At 61.7% G+C, this 16,871-nt stretch carries 15 protein-coding genes, 1 pseudogene and 1 riboswitch; of the genes and pseudogenes, 9 read left to right on the top strand and 7 right to left on the bottom strand.

Annotated features, from left to right (window positions below; translation table 11 throughout):
• Positions 1-49: 49 nt before the first annotated feature.
• From fba to tkt, 4 genes are all read right to left on the bottom strand, one after another.
• On the bottom strand, positions 50-1,114 hold the full coding sequence (gene fba, locus BVH74_RS07125) for a class II fructose-bisphosphate aldolase (protein ID WP_080049391.1): 1,065 nt from the start codon (positions 1,112-1,114) through the stop codon (positions 50-52).
• Between the two features lie 34 nt (positions 1,115-1,148).
• Positions 1,149-2,309 carry a phosphoglycerate kinase gene (locus BVH74_RS07120; protein WP_080049390.1) on the bottom strand — a complete coding sequence of 387 codons (1,161 nt, stop codon included), beginning with the start codon at positions 2,307-2,309 and terminating at the stop codon, positions 1,149-1,151.
• Positions 2,310-2,552: 243 nt separating this feature from the next.
• Positions 2,553-3,602, bottom strand: coding sequence for an erythrose-4-phosphate dehydrogenase (epd, locus tag BVH74_RS07115; protein WP_080049389.1), 1,050 nt, complete (start codon positions 3,600-3,602; stop codon positions 2,553-2,555).
• Between the two features lie 81 nt (positions 3,603-3,683).
• A complete protein-coding gene (tkt, locus tag BVH74_RS07110) occupies positions 3,684-5,684 on the bottom strand; it encodes a transketolase (protein ID WP_080049388.1) in 2,001 nt (666 codons plus the stop codon).
• Positions 5,685-5,904: 220 nt separating this feature from the next.
• On the opposite strand from tkt, the gene BVH74_RS07105 reads away from it, so the two are divergent.
• Positions 5,905-6,921 carry an ArsR/SmtB family transcription factor gene (locus BVH74_RS07105; protein ID WP_080049387.1) on the top strand — a complete coding sequence of 339 codons (1,017 nt, stop codon included), beginning with the start codon at positions 5,905-5,907 and terminating at the stop codon, positions 6,919-6,921.
• Complete coding sequence (gene metK / locus BVH74_RS07100) at positions 6,918-8,102, top strand: methionine adenosyltransferase (RefSeq protein ID WP_080049386.1); 1,185 nt, start codon at positions 6,918-6,920, stop codon at positions 8,100-8,102. The genes BVH74_RS07105 and metK overlap by 4 nt, the downstream gene beginning before the upstream one ends.
• Positions 8,103-8,233: 131 nt before the next feature.
• Here the strand turns inward: metK and BVH74_RS07095 are convergent, their stop codons facing one another.
• Positions 8,234-8,695 carry a c-type cytochrome gene (locus BVH74_RS07095; RefSeq protein WP_177344518.1) on the bottom strand — a complete coding sequence of 154 codons (462 nt, stop codon included), beginning with the start codon at positions 8,693-8,695 and terminating at the stop codon, positions 8,234-8,236.
• A 264-nt stretch (positions 8,696-8,959) separates the two neighbouring features.
• Positions 8,960-9,037: riboswitch (S-adenosyl-L-homocysteine riboswitch) on the top strand.
• Between the two features lie 20 nt (positions 9,038-9,057).
• On the opposite strand from BVH74_RS07095, the gene ahcY reads away from it, so the two are divergent.
• The 3 genes and pseudogenes from ahcY to BVH74_RS07080 all read left to right on the top strand — a co-directional run.
• On the top strand, positions 9,058-10,464 hold the full coding sequence (ahcY, locus tag BVH74_RS07090; RefSeq protein ID WP_080049384.1) for an adenosylhomocysteinase: 1,407 nt from the start codon (positions 9,058-9,060) through the stop codon (positions 10,462-10,464).
• Positions 10,465-10,513: 49 nt separating this feature from the next.
• Positions 10,514-11,359, top strand: a complete 846-nt coding sequence (gene metF / locus BVH74_RS07085) for a methylenetetrahydrofolate reductase [NAD(P)H] (protein ID WP_080049383.1) — start codon at positions 10,514-10,516, stop codon at positions 11,357-11,359.
• Positions 11,360-11,529: 170 nt separating this feature from the next.
• A pseudogene (locus BVH74_RS07080) lies at positions 11,530-12,733 on the top strand (DEAD/DEAH box helicase); the annotation flags it as partial.
• Positions 12,734-12,971: 238 nt separating this feature from the next.
• Here the strand turns inward: BVH74_RS07080 and BVH74_RS07075 are convergent.
• Complete coding sequence (locus tag BVH74_RS07075) at positions 12,972-13,214, bottom strand: PA2433 domain-containing protein (protein ID WP_080049382.1); 243 nt, start codon at positions 13,212-13,214, stop codon at positions 12,972-12,974.
• 96 nt (positions 13,215-13,310) lie between these two features.
• Positions 13,311-13,919, bottom strand: a complete 609-nt coding sequence (locus BVH74_RS07070) for a DUF3617 family protein (protein ID WP_080049381.1) — start codon at positions 13,917-13,919, stop codon at positions 13,311-13,313.
• Between the two features lie 238 nt (positions 13,920-14,157).
• Here BVH74_RS07070 and BVH74_RS07065 point away from each other — a divergent pair, with 238 nt between their 5' ends.
• From BVH74_RS07065 to BVH74_RS07050, 4 genes are read left to right on the top strand one after another with little or no spacing between them, the layout of a single operon-like run.
• Positions 14,158-14,577 carry a hypothetical protein gene (locus BVH74_RS07065; RefSeq protein ID WP_080049380.1) on the top strand — a complete coding sequence of 140 codons (420 nt, stop codon included), beginning with the start codon at positions 14,158-14,160 and terminating at the stop codon, positions 14,575-14,577.
• Positions 14,570-15,226 (top strand): CDP-alcohol phosphatidyltransferase family protein, encoded by a 657-nt coding sequence (locus BVH74_RS07060; protein ID WP_080049379.1) that lies wholly within the window; start codon positions 14,570-14,572, stop codon positions 15,224-15,226. Before BVH74_RS07065 ends, BVH74_RS07060 begins: the two co-directional genes overlap by 8 nt.
• A 3-nt stretch (positions 15,227-15,229) precedes the next feature.
• Positions 15,230-16,186 carry a phosphatidate cytidylyltransferase gene (locus BVH74_RS07055; protein ID WP_205890096.1) on the top strand — a complete coding sequence of 319 codons (957 nt, stop codon included), beginning with the start codon at positions 15,230-15,232 and terminating at the stop codon, positions 16,184-16,186.
• Positions 16,187-16,196: 10 nt separating this feature from the next.
• The gene (locus BVH74_RS07050) at positions 16,197-16,856 is read left to right on the top strand and encodes a lysophospholipid acyltransferase family protein (RefSeq protein WP_080049378.1); all 660 of its coding nucleotides are present in this window, start codon (positions 16,197-16,199) and stop codon (positions 16,854-16,856) included.
• Positions 16,857-16,871: the final 15 nt, after the last annotated feature.

Raw genomic sequence — 16,871 nt, 5'->3', positions numbered from 1 at the left:
CTGAATAGGGGGGATAAGAACGGGGCGCCGAACGGCGCCCCACCAGGGTTCAGTTGACCTTGGGCTCCAGCTCACCGGCCGCATAACGCTCGAACATCTTTTCCAGCGAAACCGGGCGGATCTTCGAGGCCTGGCCAGCACAGCCAAAGGCTTCATAACGCGCCATACAGATGTCGCGCATAGCATCGACGGTCTTGCTCAGGAACTTGCGCGGATCGAACTCGCTAGGATTCTCGGCCAGGAAACGACGCACCGCACCGGTAGAAGCCAGGCGCAGGTCAGTATCAATATTGACCTTGCGCACACCGTGCTTGATACCCTCAACGATTTCCTCGACCGGCACCCCATAGGTTTCAGGAATCTCACCACCGAACTCGTTGATCACCGCCAGCCACTCCTGAGGTACCGAGCTGGAGCCGTGCATAACCAGGTGAGTATTGGGGATCCGCGCATGGATCGCCTTGATCCGGTCGATTGCCAGGATGTCGCCAGTCGGTGGCCGGGTGAACTTGTAAGCCCCGTGGCTGGTTCCAATGGCAATCGCCAGCGCATCGACATGGGTCTGCTTGACGAAATCAGCCGCCTCTTCCGGATCAGTCAGCATCTGACTGTGATCCAGCACGCCCTCAGCACCGATGCCATCTTCTTCACCGGCCATGCCGGTTTCCAGGCTACCCAGACAGCCCAGTTCACCTTCGACCGAAACGCCACAGGCATGAGCCATCTCGACCGCCTGACGGGTTACCCGAACATTGTATTCGTAATCGGTCGGGGTCTTGCCGTCCTCTCCCAGCGAACCATCCATCATCACCGAGGAAAAGCCCAATTGAATCGAACGCTGGCATACTGCCGGGCTAGTACCGTGATCCTGGTGCATACACACCGGAATATGCGGAAACTCTTCAATCGCCGCGAGAATCATGTGGCGCAGGAACGGCGCACCGGCATATTTGCGCGCACCGGCCGAAGCCTGCAGGATAACTGGTGAGTCGGTATTAGAGGCCGCTTCCATGATGGCGCGGACCTGCTCCAGGTTATTGACGTTGAACGCCGGGACGCCGTAGCCGAACTCGGCAGCGTGGTCCAGCATTTGGCGCAGACTGATCAGAGCCATGGGTTGTCTCTCCGTTTAAATGTCGGAACTCGGTTTATCGTGCGCGCTGCTGCAGAATCTCGACCGCCGGCAACACCTTGCCCTCGACAAACTCGAGGAACGCACCGCCACCAGTAGAAATATAGGAAATCCGCTCAGCTACGCCATACTTGTCAATTGCTGCCAGGGTATCGCCACCACCGGCAATCGAAAACGCCGGGCTTTGGGCAATCGCCTCGGCCAGCACCTTGGTACCGTTGCCAAACTGGTCGAACTCGAACACGCCAACCGGGCCATTCCACAAAATGGTACCGGAAGCCTTGAGCATCTCGCCAAAGATCTTGGCGGTTTGCGGCCCGATATCCAGAATCATGTCGTCATCGGCTACATCGGCAATCGCTTTGACTGTCGCCTCAGCGCTTTCGGCAAACTCCTTGGCCACCACCACATCAGTCGGCAGCGGCACGCTGACCTTGGCCGCGATGGCCTTGGCGGTATCCACCAGATCAGCCTCATACAGCGACTTGCCAACCTTGTAGCCAGCAGCCGCAAGGAAGGTATTGGCGATACCACCGCCAACAATCAACTGATCGCACTTCTCAGCCAGAGCATTGAGCACATCCAGCTTGGTCGACACCTTGGAGCCTGCGACAATCGCCAGCATCGGCCGCGCCGGCTTGTCCAGTGCCTTGGCCAGCGCCTCCAGCTCAGCCGCCAGCAGCGGGCCGGCACAGGCCACTTTGGCAAACTTCGCCGCCCCATGGGTCGAACCCTGAGCCCGGTGCGCAGTACCAAAGGCATCCATCACAAACACATCACAAAGCGCCGCATATTTCTGCGCCAGCTCATCGGTATTCTTCTTCTCACCGCTGTTGAAGCGTACGTTCTCCAGCAGCACCAGCTCACCGGGCTGCACTGCAACGCCATCCAGATAATCGCGAACCAGCGGCACCTCACGACCCAACGCCTCGCTCAGGTAGGCCGCTACCGGTGCCAGGCTGTTCTCCTCACTGAACACGCCTTCTTCCGGCCGCCCCAGGTGCGAACAGACCATCACTGCCGCGCCCTTCTCCAGCGCCAGCTTGATGGTCGGCAAGGACGCGACGATACGCGCATCACTGGCCACCTTGCCGTTCTTGACCGGCACGTTCAGATCTTCACGAATCAGCACCCGCTGGCCTTTGAGATCCAGCTCCTGCATGGTCAATACGCTCATTTCTGGCTCCTTGAATCAAAAATTTCAAACTAGTCAGCTACAAAGTCTTCACTGGACCACAAACCTGAAGCAACAATGCAGCCCTGAAAGGGCCGTTGCCGTTAGCCGGTCATGGACCGTCGATAGCCAGGGATGGCTATCGCCGAGCTTACAGGGACGTACTTGCAGCGTGTCCATGACCGGCTAACGGCAATGGCACCATGCACGAACCTGACAGCAACAAAACTCTTGGCCCAAGCAGGCTCAGCCTTCTGGCCCGCAGCGCCGCAACCAATATCCCGCCACATCCAGCATCCGGTTGGCAAAACCCCACTCGTTATCGAACCACACCAGCAGATTCACCATCCGCGGCCCCGACACCCGGGTCTGACTGCCATCGACAATCGCCGAATGCGGATCATGGTTGAAATCGCAACTGGCATGCGGCAGCTCGGTATAGTCCAGCAACCCGACAAACTCAGCGCCTGCCGCCGCCCTGAGCAACTCATTGATCTCCTCAGCGGTGGTATCACGAGCAGTTTGCAAGGTGATGTCCAACGCCGACACATTCACCGTCGGCACCCGGATCGCCTTGGCCTGAATCCGCCCGGCCAGCTCCGGCAACAACCGCTCAATCCCCCGCGCCAAGCCGGTCGACACCGGAATCACCGACTGAAACGCCGAGCGGGTACGACGCAGATCATCATGATGGTAGGCATCGATCACCGGCTGATCGTTCATCGCCGAATGGATGGTCGTGATCGACACATACTCCAGCCCCACACGCTCATTCAGCAGCTTGAGCAGCGGCACCCCGCAATTGGTCGTACATGAAGCATTCGACACCAGCCGCTGCGAAGCATCCAATTGCTGATGATTGACCCCATAGACCACCGTCGCATCGACCGCCTGCTCATTGGCCATCGGCTGTGAAAACAGTACACGCGGCACCCCGGCATGGGCAAAACGCAGGGCCTCCTCGCGGGTGGTGTACTGGCCCGAACACTCCAGCAGCAGATCCACCCCCAGAGCCGCCCAGTCGACCCCTTCCGGATGCTGCTCACGCAACACCTTCACGCAATCGCCATTGATATGCAGGCAATCGCCATCCACGCTTACCTCACCAGGAAAGCGCCCATGGGTCGAATCGAAACGGGTCAGGTATTCGATGCTGGCCTGATCGGCCAGATCATTCAGCGCCACGATCTGCAGGCCGTCACCGCCGCGCTCATGCAACGCACGCAGCACGCAGCGGCCAATCCGGCCGTAGCCGTTGAGGGCAATGCGAAAAGGCTGGTGATCAGTGGGTATCATTCGCTGCACTCGTGGCTGCAGGCTGAACGCTGAAAGCCCCGTCAGCAAACGAGGCCTTCAGCCTTCGCCGCAAACGGCTTGTCAGTCTTCCAGCAGCTCTTCGGCTGCGGCCAGAACATTGTCGAGGGTAAAACCGAACTCCTCGAACAGCGCCGGCGCCGGCGCAGACTCACCGAAGCTCTGCATGCCGATGATGCGGCCGTCGAGGCCGACGTACTTGTACCAGAAGTCGGTATGCGCGGCTTCGATAGCGATGCGCGCGCCGACTTCCAGCGGCAGCACCTGTTGCTTGTATGCGGCGTCCTGCTGATCGAACACGCTGGTCGAGGGCATCGACACCACACGGACCTGACGGCCAGCGGCGCTCAGCTTATCGAACGCGTCCACCGCCAGCCCGACTTCCGAGCCAGTGGCGATCAGGATCAGTTCCGGCTCACCGGCGCAGTCCTTGAGGATGTAACCACCGCGAGCGATATCCGCCAGTTGCTGGGCACTGCGGCTCTGGTGCGGCAGGTTCTGGCGTGAGAACACCAGCGCACTGGGGCCGTCGGCACGCTCGATCGCGTACTTCCAGGCTACTGCCGACTCGACCGCATCGGCCGGGCGCCAGGTATCCAGGTTCGGGGTGCCGCGCAGGCTGGCCAGTTGCTCGATCGGCTGGTGGGTCGGGCCGTCTTCGCCCAGACCGATGGAGTCATGGGTGAACACATAAAGCACCCGCTGTTTCATCAGTGCCGACATGCGTACCGCGTTGCGCGCGTATTCCATGAAGATCAGGAAGGTCGCACCATAGGGGATGAACCCGCCGTGCAGGGCGATACCGTTCATGATCGCGCTCATACCGAACTCGCGCACACCGTAGAACAGGTAGTTACCGTCGGCATCACCGGCCTCGACCCCCTTGCAGCCCTTCCACAGGGTCAGGTTGGAACCGGCCAGATCAGCCGAACCGCCGAGCAATTCCGGCAGCAGCGGGCCATAGGCATTGAGGCTGTTCTGACTGGCCTTGCGGCTGGCGATGGTCTCGCCCTTGGCAGCCACCTCGGCAACATAAGCTGCGGCCTTGTCGGCAAAATCAGCCGGCAGCTCACCGGCCAGGCGGCGCTTGAACTCGGCTGCCAGCTCCGGGTAAGCCTGCTGATAGGCAGCAAAACGGCTATTCCACTCGGCTTCACGCTCGGCGCCAGCTGCGCGGGCATCCCACTCAGCCCGAATGCTCTCGGGAATCTCGAACGGCGCATGCGGCCAGTTCAGCGCTTCACGGGTCGCGGCGATCTCATCATCGCCCAGCGGCGCACCGTGGCATTCTTCCTTGCCCTGCTTGTTCGGCGAACCGAAGCCGATCACGGTCTTGCAGCAGATCAGCGTCGGCTGCTGGGTATTCTTGCGCGCAGTCTCGATGGCGGTCTTGATCTCGTCGGCATCATGACCGTCAACATTGCGAATCACCTGCCAACCGTAAGCCTCGAAACGCTTGGGCGTATCGTCGGTGAACCAGCCCTCGACCTCCCCATCGATGGAGATGCCGTTGTCGTCATAGAAAGCCAACAGCTTACCCAGACCCAAGGTGCCGGCCAGCGAGCAGACCTCATGGGAAATGCCTTCCATCATGCAGCCATCGCCGAGGAACACATAGGTGAAGTGATCAACAATGTCATGGCCGTCACGGTTGAACTGCGCTGCCAGCACCTTCTCGGCAATGGCAAAACCCACGGCATTGGCAACGCCCTGACCCAGCGGACCGGTGGTAGTTTCCACACCCGGGGTGTAACCGTATTCGGGGTGACCCGGGGTCTTGCTGTGCAACTGGCGGAAGTTTTTCAAATCATCGACCGACAGGTCATAGCCAGTCAGGTGCAACAGCGAATAGATCAGCATCGAGCCATGCCCGTTGGACAGCACGAAGCGGTCACGGTCAGCCCACTGCGGGTTGACCGGATTGTGTTTCATATAATCACGCCACAGCACCTCGGCGATATCCGCCATGCCCATGGGCGCTCCCGGGTGGCCGCTCTTGGCTTTCTGCACGGCATCCATGCTGAGGGCACGAATGGCATTGGCGCGGTCACGACGGCTGGACATGGGCAACTCCTGTGGTTGACTGAGCAAGATCAAGGGCCGAGTGAGCCGGCCTGCAAAGCCGAGCATTTTCGCGCAAATGACGTTGCTGGGCAACGAAAACCCCGCCGACCCGGCAACCACCTGCCACCCGGCAGACGAATGGAGACCACTTATCGACCTATATCAAAGTTTTTTGATATAGGTCTTGCGAGCGTCAGCGCAGCCCTCTACACTGCCCGCCATGACTCAACATGCGCAACTTGTCGCCCACCCGGGCCACACCTCGCCCGTCGACCTCCTGGCCAACTTCTGCAAGGCAGCCAGCGACAGCCTGCGCCTGGACATCCTGCGCGCCCTGCGCAACGACTCTTTCGGGGTACTGGAACTGGCGCAGATCTTCGCCGTGCGCCAGTCCGGCATGAGTCACCACCTCAAGATTCTGGCCAACGCCGGACTGGTCAGCACCCGCCGGGAAGGCAACTCGATCTTTTATCGTCGCAGCCTGCCGCAGGGTGACAACCACTGGCGCGCCCTGCACGAACAACTGCTGGCCGGGCTCGACGCTGTGACGCTGGACCCGGGACTGCAAGCCGCCATCGACACCGTGCACGCCCAACGCGCCGAACTGTCACGCCAGTTCTTCAGCCGCTTCAACGATGGCACCCCAGCCCAACAGGACCTGATTGCCCATTTCGGCCTCTACCGGGAGCCGCTGCTGGGCCTGCTCGACAGCCTCGCGGCCGACGCCCGCACCCTGGCGATTGAAGTCGGCCCCGGCGAGGGCGGCTTTCTGCCCGACCTGGCCGCCCGTTTCGAACGGGTGATCGCCCTGGACAACGCCCCGTCAATGCTTGAACGGGCCAGCCAGCACTGCCGCGAAGCCGGGCTTGCCAACGTCGACTGCCTGCTCGCCGACGCCCTGACGCCCCAGAACCTGCCCCTGGCCGACTGCCTGGTCTGCAACATGGTGCTGCACCACATGCCGGCCCCGGCCGAAGCGCTCAAACGCTTTGCCAGCCTGATCAAACCCGGTGGCAGCCTGATCCTGACCGAACTGTGCAGCCACGACCAGAGCTGGGTACGCGACAGTTGCGGCGACCTGTGGCTGGGCTTCGACCAGGACGACCTCAGCCATTGGGCGCAAGACGCCGGACTCAGCGCCGGGGCCAGCCTGTACCTGGGGCTGCGCAACGGTTTCCAGATCCAGATCCAACAATTTGCCAACCATCCGCCCGCAGAGGAAAGGATATTGCTATGAGCGATTACTCGATTTTCACTTCCGAATCCGTTTCCGAAGGACATCCGGACAAGCTCGCTGACCAGATTTCCGACGCGGTGCTCGACGCCATCCTGGCCGAAGACAAATTCGCCCGGGTAGCCTGCGAAACCATGGTCAAAACCGGCGTAGCCATCGTCGGCGGTGAAATCACCACCAGCGCCTGGATCGATCTGGAAGACTTGGTGCGCAACGTCATCATGGATATCGGCTACACCTCCTCCGATGTCGGCTATGACGGCGCCACCTGCGGCGTGATCAACATCATCGGCAAACAGTCACCGGACATCGCCCAGGGCGTCGACCGGCAGAAGCCCGAAGACCAGGGCGCGGGCGATCAGGGCCTGATGTTCGGCTATGCCAGCAACGAAACCGACGTGCTGATGCCAGCTCCGATTACCTTCGCCCACCGCCTGGTCGAGCGCCAGGCCGAAGCCCGCAAGAGCGGCCTGCTGCCGTGGCTGCGCCCAGACGCCAAGTCACAGGTCACCTGCCGCTACGACGCCGGCAAGGTGGTTGGCATCGACGCCATCGTCCTGTCGACCCAGCACAACCCGGACGTCAGCCAGAGCGACTTGCGCGAAGCGGTAATGGAGCTGATCGTCAAGCACGTGATCCCAGCTGAACTGCTGCACGCCGACACCCAGTTCCACATCAACCCGACCGGCAAATTCGTGATCGGCGGACCGGTCGGTGACTGTGGCCTGACCGGACGCAAGATCATCGTCGACACCTACGGCGGCATGGCCCGCCACGGTGGCGGCGCCTTCTCCGGCAAGGACCCGTCCAAGGTTGACCGCAGCGCCGCCTATGCCGGCCGCTACGTAGCCAAGAACATCGTCGCCGCCGGTCTGGCCGACAAGTGCGAAATCCAGGTGTCCTACGCCATCGGCGTCGCCCAGCCGACCTCGGTATCGATCAACACCTTCGGCACCGGCAAGATCAGCGACGACAAGATCATCCAACTGGTACGCCAGCACTTCGACCTGCGGCCCTACGCAATTACCCGCATGCTCGACCTGCTGCACCCGATGTACAAGGCCACCGCCGCCTACGGCCACTTCGGCCGCAACCCCTACGAGATGAGCGTGAACGGCGACACCTTCACCGCCTTCCCGTGGGAAAAGACCGACAAGGCCGAAGCGCTTCGCGCTGAACTGTAAGCGCCCCTCGCCATTGGCAATCCAGACCACAGCGTAAACCGCACCCTGGTCTGGATTGCCACAGGCCTGGCGGCCTTCGCAATGACGGGCTGCTGAAGCAACGAGGCCGGGTAGGCACTTCCACGCATGGTTTAACGGCGGTAGTCGTCGTGACAGGCCTTGCAGGCCTGCTGTACGGCGGTCAGCGGCTGGCGCACCTGGTCAAGGCTGTCGACACCCTCACGGGTAACAGCAGCCAGCTCATTGACCGCTGACTTGTAGGCGTCGATGGCAGCGGCAAAGCCTTCGGGGTCGGACCAGATCTCTGGACGCGAGGCGTTGCGCTGGTTTGACTCGCCCGGTTCGGGGAAATGCGCCCAGGGTGCGTCGATCAGCTCGACCAACCCTTCGGCATGCGCGGCAAAGGCCTCGCCGTCGAAGGCAACGCGCCCCAGCAGCATGCCGCCCAGCGGCTCGCTGTGACCGAGAATCTGCTTGAAGGCCGCCTGACGCTGGCCTTCCGGCGAGTTGGGGTCGACCTGATTGCTACAGGCACTCAGGGTCAGACCCAGAATGCAGAGAGACAGAAGTTTGAAGGGTGAAGCTGGGGGCATGGTTTCATCCGACACAAAGAAGAAGGTGGAGCACTGATTGACTGCACAGGACTGCAGGCGGTGTTGCCAGTCACCTGTTCTGGACCGTCGATGCCCAGGGATGGGCATCGCCGAGCGCACAGGGATGTGCTTGTAGCATGTCCGGAACAGGTGACTGGCAATGCCGCAGGCACGCTTATTGATTCAATCAGTGCTACGCAAACGGTGGAATTGTAACGACAAGCAATCCGTACAACAGCCACCGCACACAGTTTGCAATACACCCCAACCGAGGGGCGCTGCAGCGACATTGGTCGTCAGGCTCGGTCCGGGGCAGATGAGAAACAACCGCGCCCATTCGCACAAACGAATGGAGAAACCGCATGAGTGCAGTTATGAACGAAAACTTTACCGACTACAAAGTCGCCGACATCAGCCTGGCCGCCTGGGGTCGCCGGGAAATCATCATCGCCGAATCGGAAATGCCGGCACTGATGGGCCTGCGCCGCAAATACGCCGGCGAACAGCCGCTCAAGGGCGCCAAAATCCTTGGCTGTATCCACATGACCATCCAGACTGCGGTACTGATCGAAACCCTCACCGCCCTGGGTGCCGAAGTGCGCTGGTCATCATGCAACATCTTCTCCACCCAGGACCAGGCCGCCGCCGCCATCGCTGCTGCCGGCATCCCGGTATTCGCCTGGAAAGGTGAAACCGAAGAAGAGTACGAATGGTGTATCGAGCAGACCATCCTCAAGGACGGCCAGCCCTGGGACGCCAACATGGTTCTGGATGATGGCGGCGACCTGACCGAAATCCTCCACAACAAATACCCGCAAATGCTCGAGCGCATTCACGGCATCACCGAAGAAACCACCACCGGTGTCCACCGCCTGCTCGACATGCTGAAAAAAGGCACCCTCAAAGTCCCGGCGATCAACGTCAACGACTCGGTGACCAAGAGCAAGAACGACAACAAGTACGGCTGCCGCCACAGCCTCAACGACGCCATCAAGCGCGCCACCGACCACCTGCTGTCCGGCAAGCAGGCCCTGGTCATCGGCTATGGCGACGTGGGCAAGGGCTCGGCCGCCTCGCTGCGCCAGGAAGGCATGATCGTCAAGGTCAGCGAAGTCGACCCGATCTGCGCCATGCAAGCCTGCATGGACGGCTATGAAGTCGTCTCGCCCTACAACAACGGCCTCAACGACGGCACCGAAGCCAGCATCAACAAGGAACTGCTGGGCAAGATCGACCTGATCGTCACCACCACCGGCAACGTCAACGTCTGTGACGCCAACATGCTCAAGGCGCTGAAAAAGCGCGCCGTGGTGTGCAACATCGGCCACTTCGACAACGAAATCGACACTGCCTACACCCGCGCCAACTGGCACTGGGAAGAGGTCAAGCCGCAGGTACACAAGCTGCACCGCACCGGCAAGGACAACTTCGACCCGAGCAACGACGACTACCTGATCCTGCTCGCCGAAGGCCGCCTGGTGAACCTCGGCAACGCCACCGGCCACCCGAGCCGGATCATGGATGGCTCGTTCGCCAACCAGGTACTGGCCCAGATCCACTTGTATGGCGAGAAGTTCGCCGACCTGCCGGCTGCCGATAAGGCCAGCAAGCTGCGGGTTGAAGTGTTGCCGAAGAAACTCGACGAAGAAGTCGCGCTGGAAATGGTCAAAGGCTTTGGTGGCGTCGTCACCCGCCTGACCCAGACCCAGGCCGACTACATCGGCGTAACCGTCGAAGGGCCGTTCAAGGCCGACGATTACCGCTACTGACCCGCAGCGGGCCTGGTGCGCCAGGCCCCTGCCCCGATAGAGACAGAGCATGAGCACACATAACAAAGCGCCCGTCAGCTTCGAGTTTTTCCCGACCAAGACTGACGCCGGACATGAAAAACTGATTGCCACCGCCCATGTGCTGGCGGCACACAACCCCGAGTTCTTCTCGGTAACCTACGGTGCCGGCGGCTCAACCCGCGACCGCACGCTGAACACCGTGCTGCAACTGGACGGCGACGTAAAAGTGCCGACCGCACCGCACCTGTCCTGCGTCGGCGACAGCAAGGACGACCTGCGCAGCCTGCTCAACCAGTACCGCGATGCCGGCATCAAGCGTATTGTCGCCCTGCGTGGCGACCTGCCCTCAGGCATGGGTCAGGCCTCCGGCGAGCTGCGCTACGCCAACGAACTGGTCGAATTCATCCGCACCGAGACCGGTGATCACTTCACTATTGAAGTCGCCGCCTACCCGGAAGCCCATCCCCAGGCCCGCAACTTCGAGGATGACCTGGCCAACTTCGTGCGCAAGGCCAAGGCCGGCGCCGACAGCGCGATCACCCAGTACTTCTTCAACGCCGACTGCTACTTCCACTTCGTCGACCGGGTCCGCCAGGCCGGCGTGGATATCCCGATCGTGCCCGGCATCATGCCGATTACCAACTACAGCAAGCTGGCGCGCTTCTCCGATGCCTGCGGCGCCGAGATTCCGCGCTGGATCCGCAAGCAACTGGAAGCCTACGGCGATGACAGCGACAGCATCGTCGCCTTCGGCACCGACGTAATCAGCGACATGTGCCAACGCCTGCTCGACGGCGGCGCACCGGGCCTGCACTTTTACACCCTCAATCAGGCCGAACCGAGTCTGGCGGTGTGGCGCAACCTGAACAAGTAAGCCAGAACCTCTGATTCAATCGAGCTCTGCCCAGGCTCGATTGAATCAGCGACTCCCTGGCCACCGATCACCGGACAGCCACTTTGTCCATGTTATCTGTTAAACTCCGCGACCTTCATCACCGGCCGCACGAACAACCCGTTCGCATCGGCCATCACAGGGTTATCTGAATGTCCTTTGCTTCTCTCGGTCTGTCCGACGCGCTGGTTAGCGCTGTCGCCGCCACCGGCTATTCCACTCCGACCCCCGTCCAGGCGCAGGCGATCCCTGCCGTACTGGAAGGCCGCGACCTGATGGTTGCCGCCCAGACTGGCACCGGCAAGACCGCCGGTTTCTCCTTGCCGCTGCTGGAGCTGCTGTTCCCTGGCGGCCACCCGGACGCCAACCACAAACGCGCGCCGCGTCAGGTTCGCGCTCTGGTTCTGACTCCGACCCGCGAACTGGCAGCCCAGGTGCATGACAGCATCCTCACCTATGCCCGTGATCTGCCACTGAAAAGCGCCTGCATTTTCGGCGGCGTCGGCGCCAGCCCCCAGGTCAAGGCCATCGCCCCCGGCCTCGACGTACTGGTCGCCTGCCCCGGCCGCCTGCTGGATTTGACCAACCAGAAAATGGTCGACCTGTCCAAGGTGGAAATTCTGGTACTCGACGAAGCCGACCGTATGCTCGACATGGGTTTCATCCACGACGTGAAAAAGGTGATTGCCAAGCTGCCGGCCAAACGCCAGAACCTGCTGTTCTCGGCGACCTTTTCGAAGGAAATCACCGAACTGGCCAACCGCCTGCTGCACAACCCGGCGCGCATCGAAGTCACCCCGCCGAATACCACGGTCGAGCGCATCGAACAGAAAGTGTTCCGCATCGCCTCCGGTCACAAGCGTGCGCTGCTGGCGCACCTGGTAACCTTGGGCGCCTGGGAGCAGGTACTGGTGTTCACTCGCACCAAGCACGGCGCCAACCGCTTGGCCGAGTACCTGGAAAAGAACGGCCTGCCGGCCGCCGCGATCCATGGCAACAAGAGCCAGAACGCCCGTACCAAAGCCCTGGCCGATTTCAAGGCCAACAAAATTCGTCTGCTGGTCGCCACCGACATCGCCGCCCGCGGTCTGGACATCGACCAGTTGCCGCATGTGGTCAATTTCGAACTGCCCAACGTGGCTGAAGACTATGTGCACCGCATCGGCCGTACCGGCCGGGCCGGGCGCAGCGGTGAAGCGATTTCCCTGGTCAGCCCGGATGAGGAAAAGCTGCTCAAGGCCATTGAGCGCATGACCCGTCAGCGTATCGAAGAGGGTGACGACCAGAACTTCCAGCCGCCGGCCCAGGCCGAACTCAACAGCGACCGCCCCGAGCGTCAGCCACGTGGGCAGCGCCCACAGGGTCAGGCCCGCGGTCAGGGTCGCAATGACAAGCCGCGGCATGAAAAGCGCCAAGGGCAAAGCAACGGTCAGCGACCGCCCCGCCGCGATGAGCAGGCACAGGACAAACCGCGCAGAACCGAGGTCAACGGCAATCGGGCAGCCAAGCCGCAGCGCCAGGACGGCGCGCCACGGCCGGCTGGCGGCCCTCGCCGCGAGCGGGAGAAGCCGGCACTGTTTGGCGGCTAAAGCCGCTACTGACTGGCTTCCAGCATCTGCAAAGCCTTGCCCAGCACCTTGACCGACTCGCTATGACGGCCGGCGTTGTGCAAGGCTTCACCTTCTTCGCGCAACGCCTTGACCTGCTCCAGCACCACCGGATCGCTGGGCGGGCTGCTCTGCAAAATGCTATCGATTCTGGCCATGTCTGCCGGACAATGCATGGCCAGCACAGCGCCACTGAACAGCAGCGCCATTACCACAAGCAAAGAACGCATTGACTCACCTCCTACCGGCCTAACGAGCTATGGGTGCCGGTTCTTGATCAGTATAGTTGCGCCCCCGCCAAGGTCAGGACCGTCCATCGCTGGCACTCACATCTCCGCCAACTCGCCGCAGTCACTGCCAACCCATACCGATACCTCGGTCTGACGGATATCCAGCGGGCCGCTCTCCAGCCCTTCCATGCCTGGCGGAATATCATCAGTGTCGATATTGAGCCGCCCCTTGCCGGTGAAACTGGAACGCATCTCCCGGTTGCTGACCATCAACAGTTCACCTTGGACGTCGCCCACAAAACCATCATCGGCACCCGGCTCGCAGTGCCCGGTAAAGCGCAACCGGGAAGCCCCATCCTGACTGATCTGCATATTGCAGTTGGGCATTTCCTCGCGCATCTCCGCCATCAGCGAGGCCGGATCGATCAGGCTGGAGGCATCCTCAGCGGTGATGCATTGCATCTCCACCGCCAGATCGTCGGTACCGCCCATCATTTCTTCCATCGCCAGCCGATACTCTTCCGGCAGGCTGCTAAGCATTTGCTTCTGGGCCTCGCGCATGGCCGCGATAACATCCTGGCCATTGACCAGGGTAGTAGCCTCACTGCGCCACAGACCGGGTTCCGGCAAAGGCGACAAGGTCTGGGCATGGGCCTGGACAAGACTCAGCGTCAGCAGCGAGGTTGCAAGGATCAGTACACGCACGGATTACCTCCTGTAATCAGGTCAGCACTCTCAAGCCAACAAGCCCAGGAGCCGCGGCGTTTTGAGAAGAAGGTTATGGAGTTGTGACTATAGCCCTCCGCGACCGCCCCAGCAAAAGCCATGAACGGGATCGGGCAGTCGATCACACCCCGAGCCGATCAAGGCAGTGCACAGCCGAGAGCACAGGCTATATACTCCCGAGTTCTGAAAACCCACCGCAGTCAAAGGATGACGATTTATGCCCAGCAAGGATGCCAGCGCTGACCAGCGCCTGCCCGCCGCCGCATTGGCGTTCGTGCTCTGGGGCGGCTGGGCAGTGCTAGCCAACCAGAGCGTCGGCATTGCCCAGGCGGTTCTGGCCGGCGCCCTGCAGGGCACTGCCAGCGCGGTGATCACTTTGATCATGGCGGCCCTGGCCACTCGCCTTTACCACCGATTTCACCATCCCTTGATCAAGGTGCTGGCACCGCCCTGCCTGATTGTCAGCGTCAGCAGCAGCCTGCTGTATCTGATTCACAGCCTGGGGCAAACGCCCAACCTATGGCTCACCATCATTCCACCCAGCAGTCTGGCCCTGGCCTTCTGCCTGTACCTGACCCTGCGTCTGGCCAAACAAACCCGCGACTCTGTCGCCCACAGCGAGCCCAACCATGAGTGAAGCGTCCAATCGCCGTCCGCTGAAGATTCGCGACCAGCGGATCATGAACCGTATCGCCGCCTGGCTCAGCCAACGCCAGGTGACCCCGAACCAGATTTCCGTGCTCAGCGTGCTGTTCGCCGCTGCTGGTGGCGCCGCGCTGATCGCCGCCGGATACAGCAGCGGCGGCCTGTGGTCCCTGTGGCTGGTGCTGGCGGCGTTGATGATCCAGTGCCGGCTGCTGTGTAACCTGTTCGACGGCATGGTGGCAATGGAAGGCGGCAAGCAAACCCCGGCTGGCGAGCTGTTCAACGACGTGCCTGATCGCATCGCCGATCCACTGCTAATCGTCGCCTGCGGCTTCGCCCTGCCGGAATATCCCTCGGCCATGTGGCTGGCCTGGCTTGGCGCACTGCTGGCGGTGATGACAGCCTACATCCGGGTACTCGGCGTATCGCTGGGCCTGCCGGCTGATTTTCGCGGGCCGATGGCCAAGCAACAGCGCATGGCCCTGCTGACCCTGGCCTGCCTGGCCTCGGCGCTGGAGTTTCTCTGGGACGGCAATGGCCAGATCCTCTGGGTCGCGCTGATCGTGCTGGTCGCCGGCAGCGCCCTGACCTGTGTGCGCCGGCTGCTGAGCGCCTATCAACAACTGAACCAGGGAGCCTGAGCCATGGATATCGGCTTGCCGTTCATGCTCGAACTGACACCCAACACCCTCACCGCCATGCTACTGGTGCTGGCCATGCTGGTGATCGCCTCACTCAGCCAGTGGCTGCTGAGCAGCCGCCTGAGCGCCGACGCGCACCAGGAATTGCGCCAGCGCATCAACTCCTGGTGGATCATGGTGCTGGTGGTGTTTACCGCTCTGATGATTGGCCGCACCGCCTCGCTGATCTTCTTCACCATCCTCAGCTTCATCGCCCTGCGTGAGTTCTTCTCGATCCTGCCGGTACGGCTGACCGATCGTCGGCTGATTCTGGCGCTGTACCTGATGATCCCGGTGCACTACTACTGGATCGCCACCGACTGGTACGGCATGTTCACCATCTTCATTCCGGTCTACCTGTTCCTGATGATCCCCTTCGGCTTGCTGCTGCTGGGTGAGACCAAAGGCTTCATCCGCGCGGTGGCCTCGTATCAGTGGGCGGTGATGACCACAGTGTTCGCCATCAGTCACGTAGCCTACCTGCTGATGCTGCCGGCGGAGAACAACCCGGCTGGCGGCGGTGTCGGCCTGGTGCTGTATCTGGTGTTCCTGACCCAGTTCAATGATGTCGCCCAGTACATCTGGGGCAAGACCTTCGGCAACCGCAAGATCGTCCCTGGCATCAGCCCGAACAAGACCTGGGAAGGTTTTCTTGGCGGCATCGCCACCACCACTTTGCTCGGCGCTCTACTGGCCCCGTGGCTCACCCCGCTGCTGTGGTGGCAAGGCCTGTTCGCCGGCTTGCTGATCGGGGTCGCCGGTTTCGTTGGTGACCTGACCGTCTCGGCGGTCAAACGCGACCTGCGGATCAAGGACACCGGCCGTCTGATTCCCGGCCACGGCGGTATTCTCGATCGTATCGACAGCCTGATGTATACCGCGCCGCTGTTCTTCCACTTCCTGCGTTACACGGCGTACTGAGGAGTCCGACATGCCTTTTCTGCAACGTCTGCCGAAGATCCTGTTCTTCCTGCTGATCGTGCGCCCGGTGGTCTACCTGATGCTCGGCCTCAACGTGATGCAGCGCGAGAAACTGCCTACCCAGGGGCCGGCGATCCTGGCCGCCAACCACAACAGCCACCTGGACACCCTGGTGCTGATGTCGCTGTACCCGCTGTCAGCCCTGGCACGCCTGCGCCCGGTGGCGGCCGCCGACTATTTTCTGCGCAACCGCTTCACCACCTGGCTGTCACTCAACCTGATCGGCATCATCCCGCTGGATCGTCAGGGTCAGGTCGACAAGGACAAGGTGTTCGAACAGTGCCAGCAGGCCTTGGCCGACGGCCAGATCCTGCTGCTGTTCCCCGAGGGTAGCCGCGGCGACCCGGAGCAGTTGCAGCCGCTGCGCAAGGGCATCTACCACCTGGCACGCAGCTATCCCGGCACCCGGGTCACGCCAATTGCCCTGCACGGACTGGGCAAGGCCCTGCCCAAGGGCGGGTCGATGATCGTCCCGTTCAACTGCGATGCCGTGGTCGGCGAGGCGCTGGAAACCGGCGAGGATTGCGAAGCCTTCATGGGCGAGTTGCAAACCGCCCTGGAAGCCCTGCTGGCCCAGTGCATTACCCGCCGCGAGGCGCTGGAAGAATAGCGGCGCCAACGCGGC

Origin of the sequence: Halopseudomonas phragmitis (genome assembly GCF_002056295.1) — a bacterium.
Classification (GTDB): Bacteria; Pseudomonadota; Gammaproteobacteria; order Pseudomonadales; family Pseudomonadaceae; genus Halopseudomonas; species Halopseudomonas phragmitis.
Note: the sequence above shows the minus strand (reverse complement) of the source record. Positions and strands in the feature narration are given on the sequence as shown.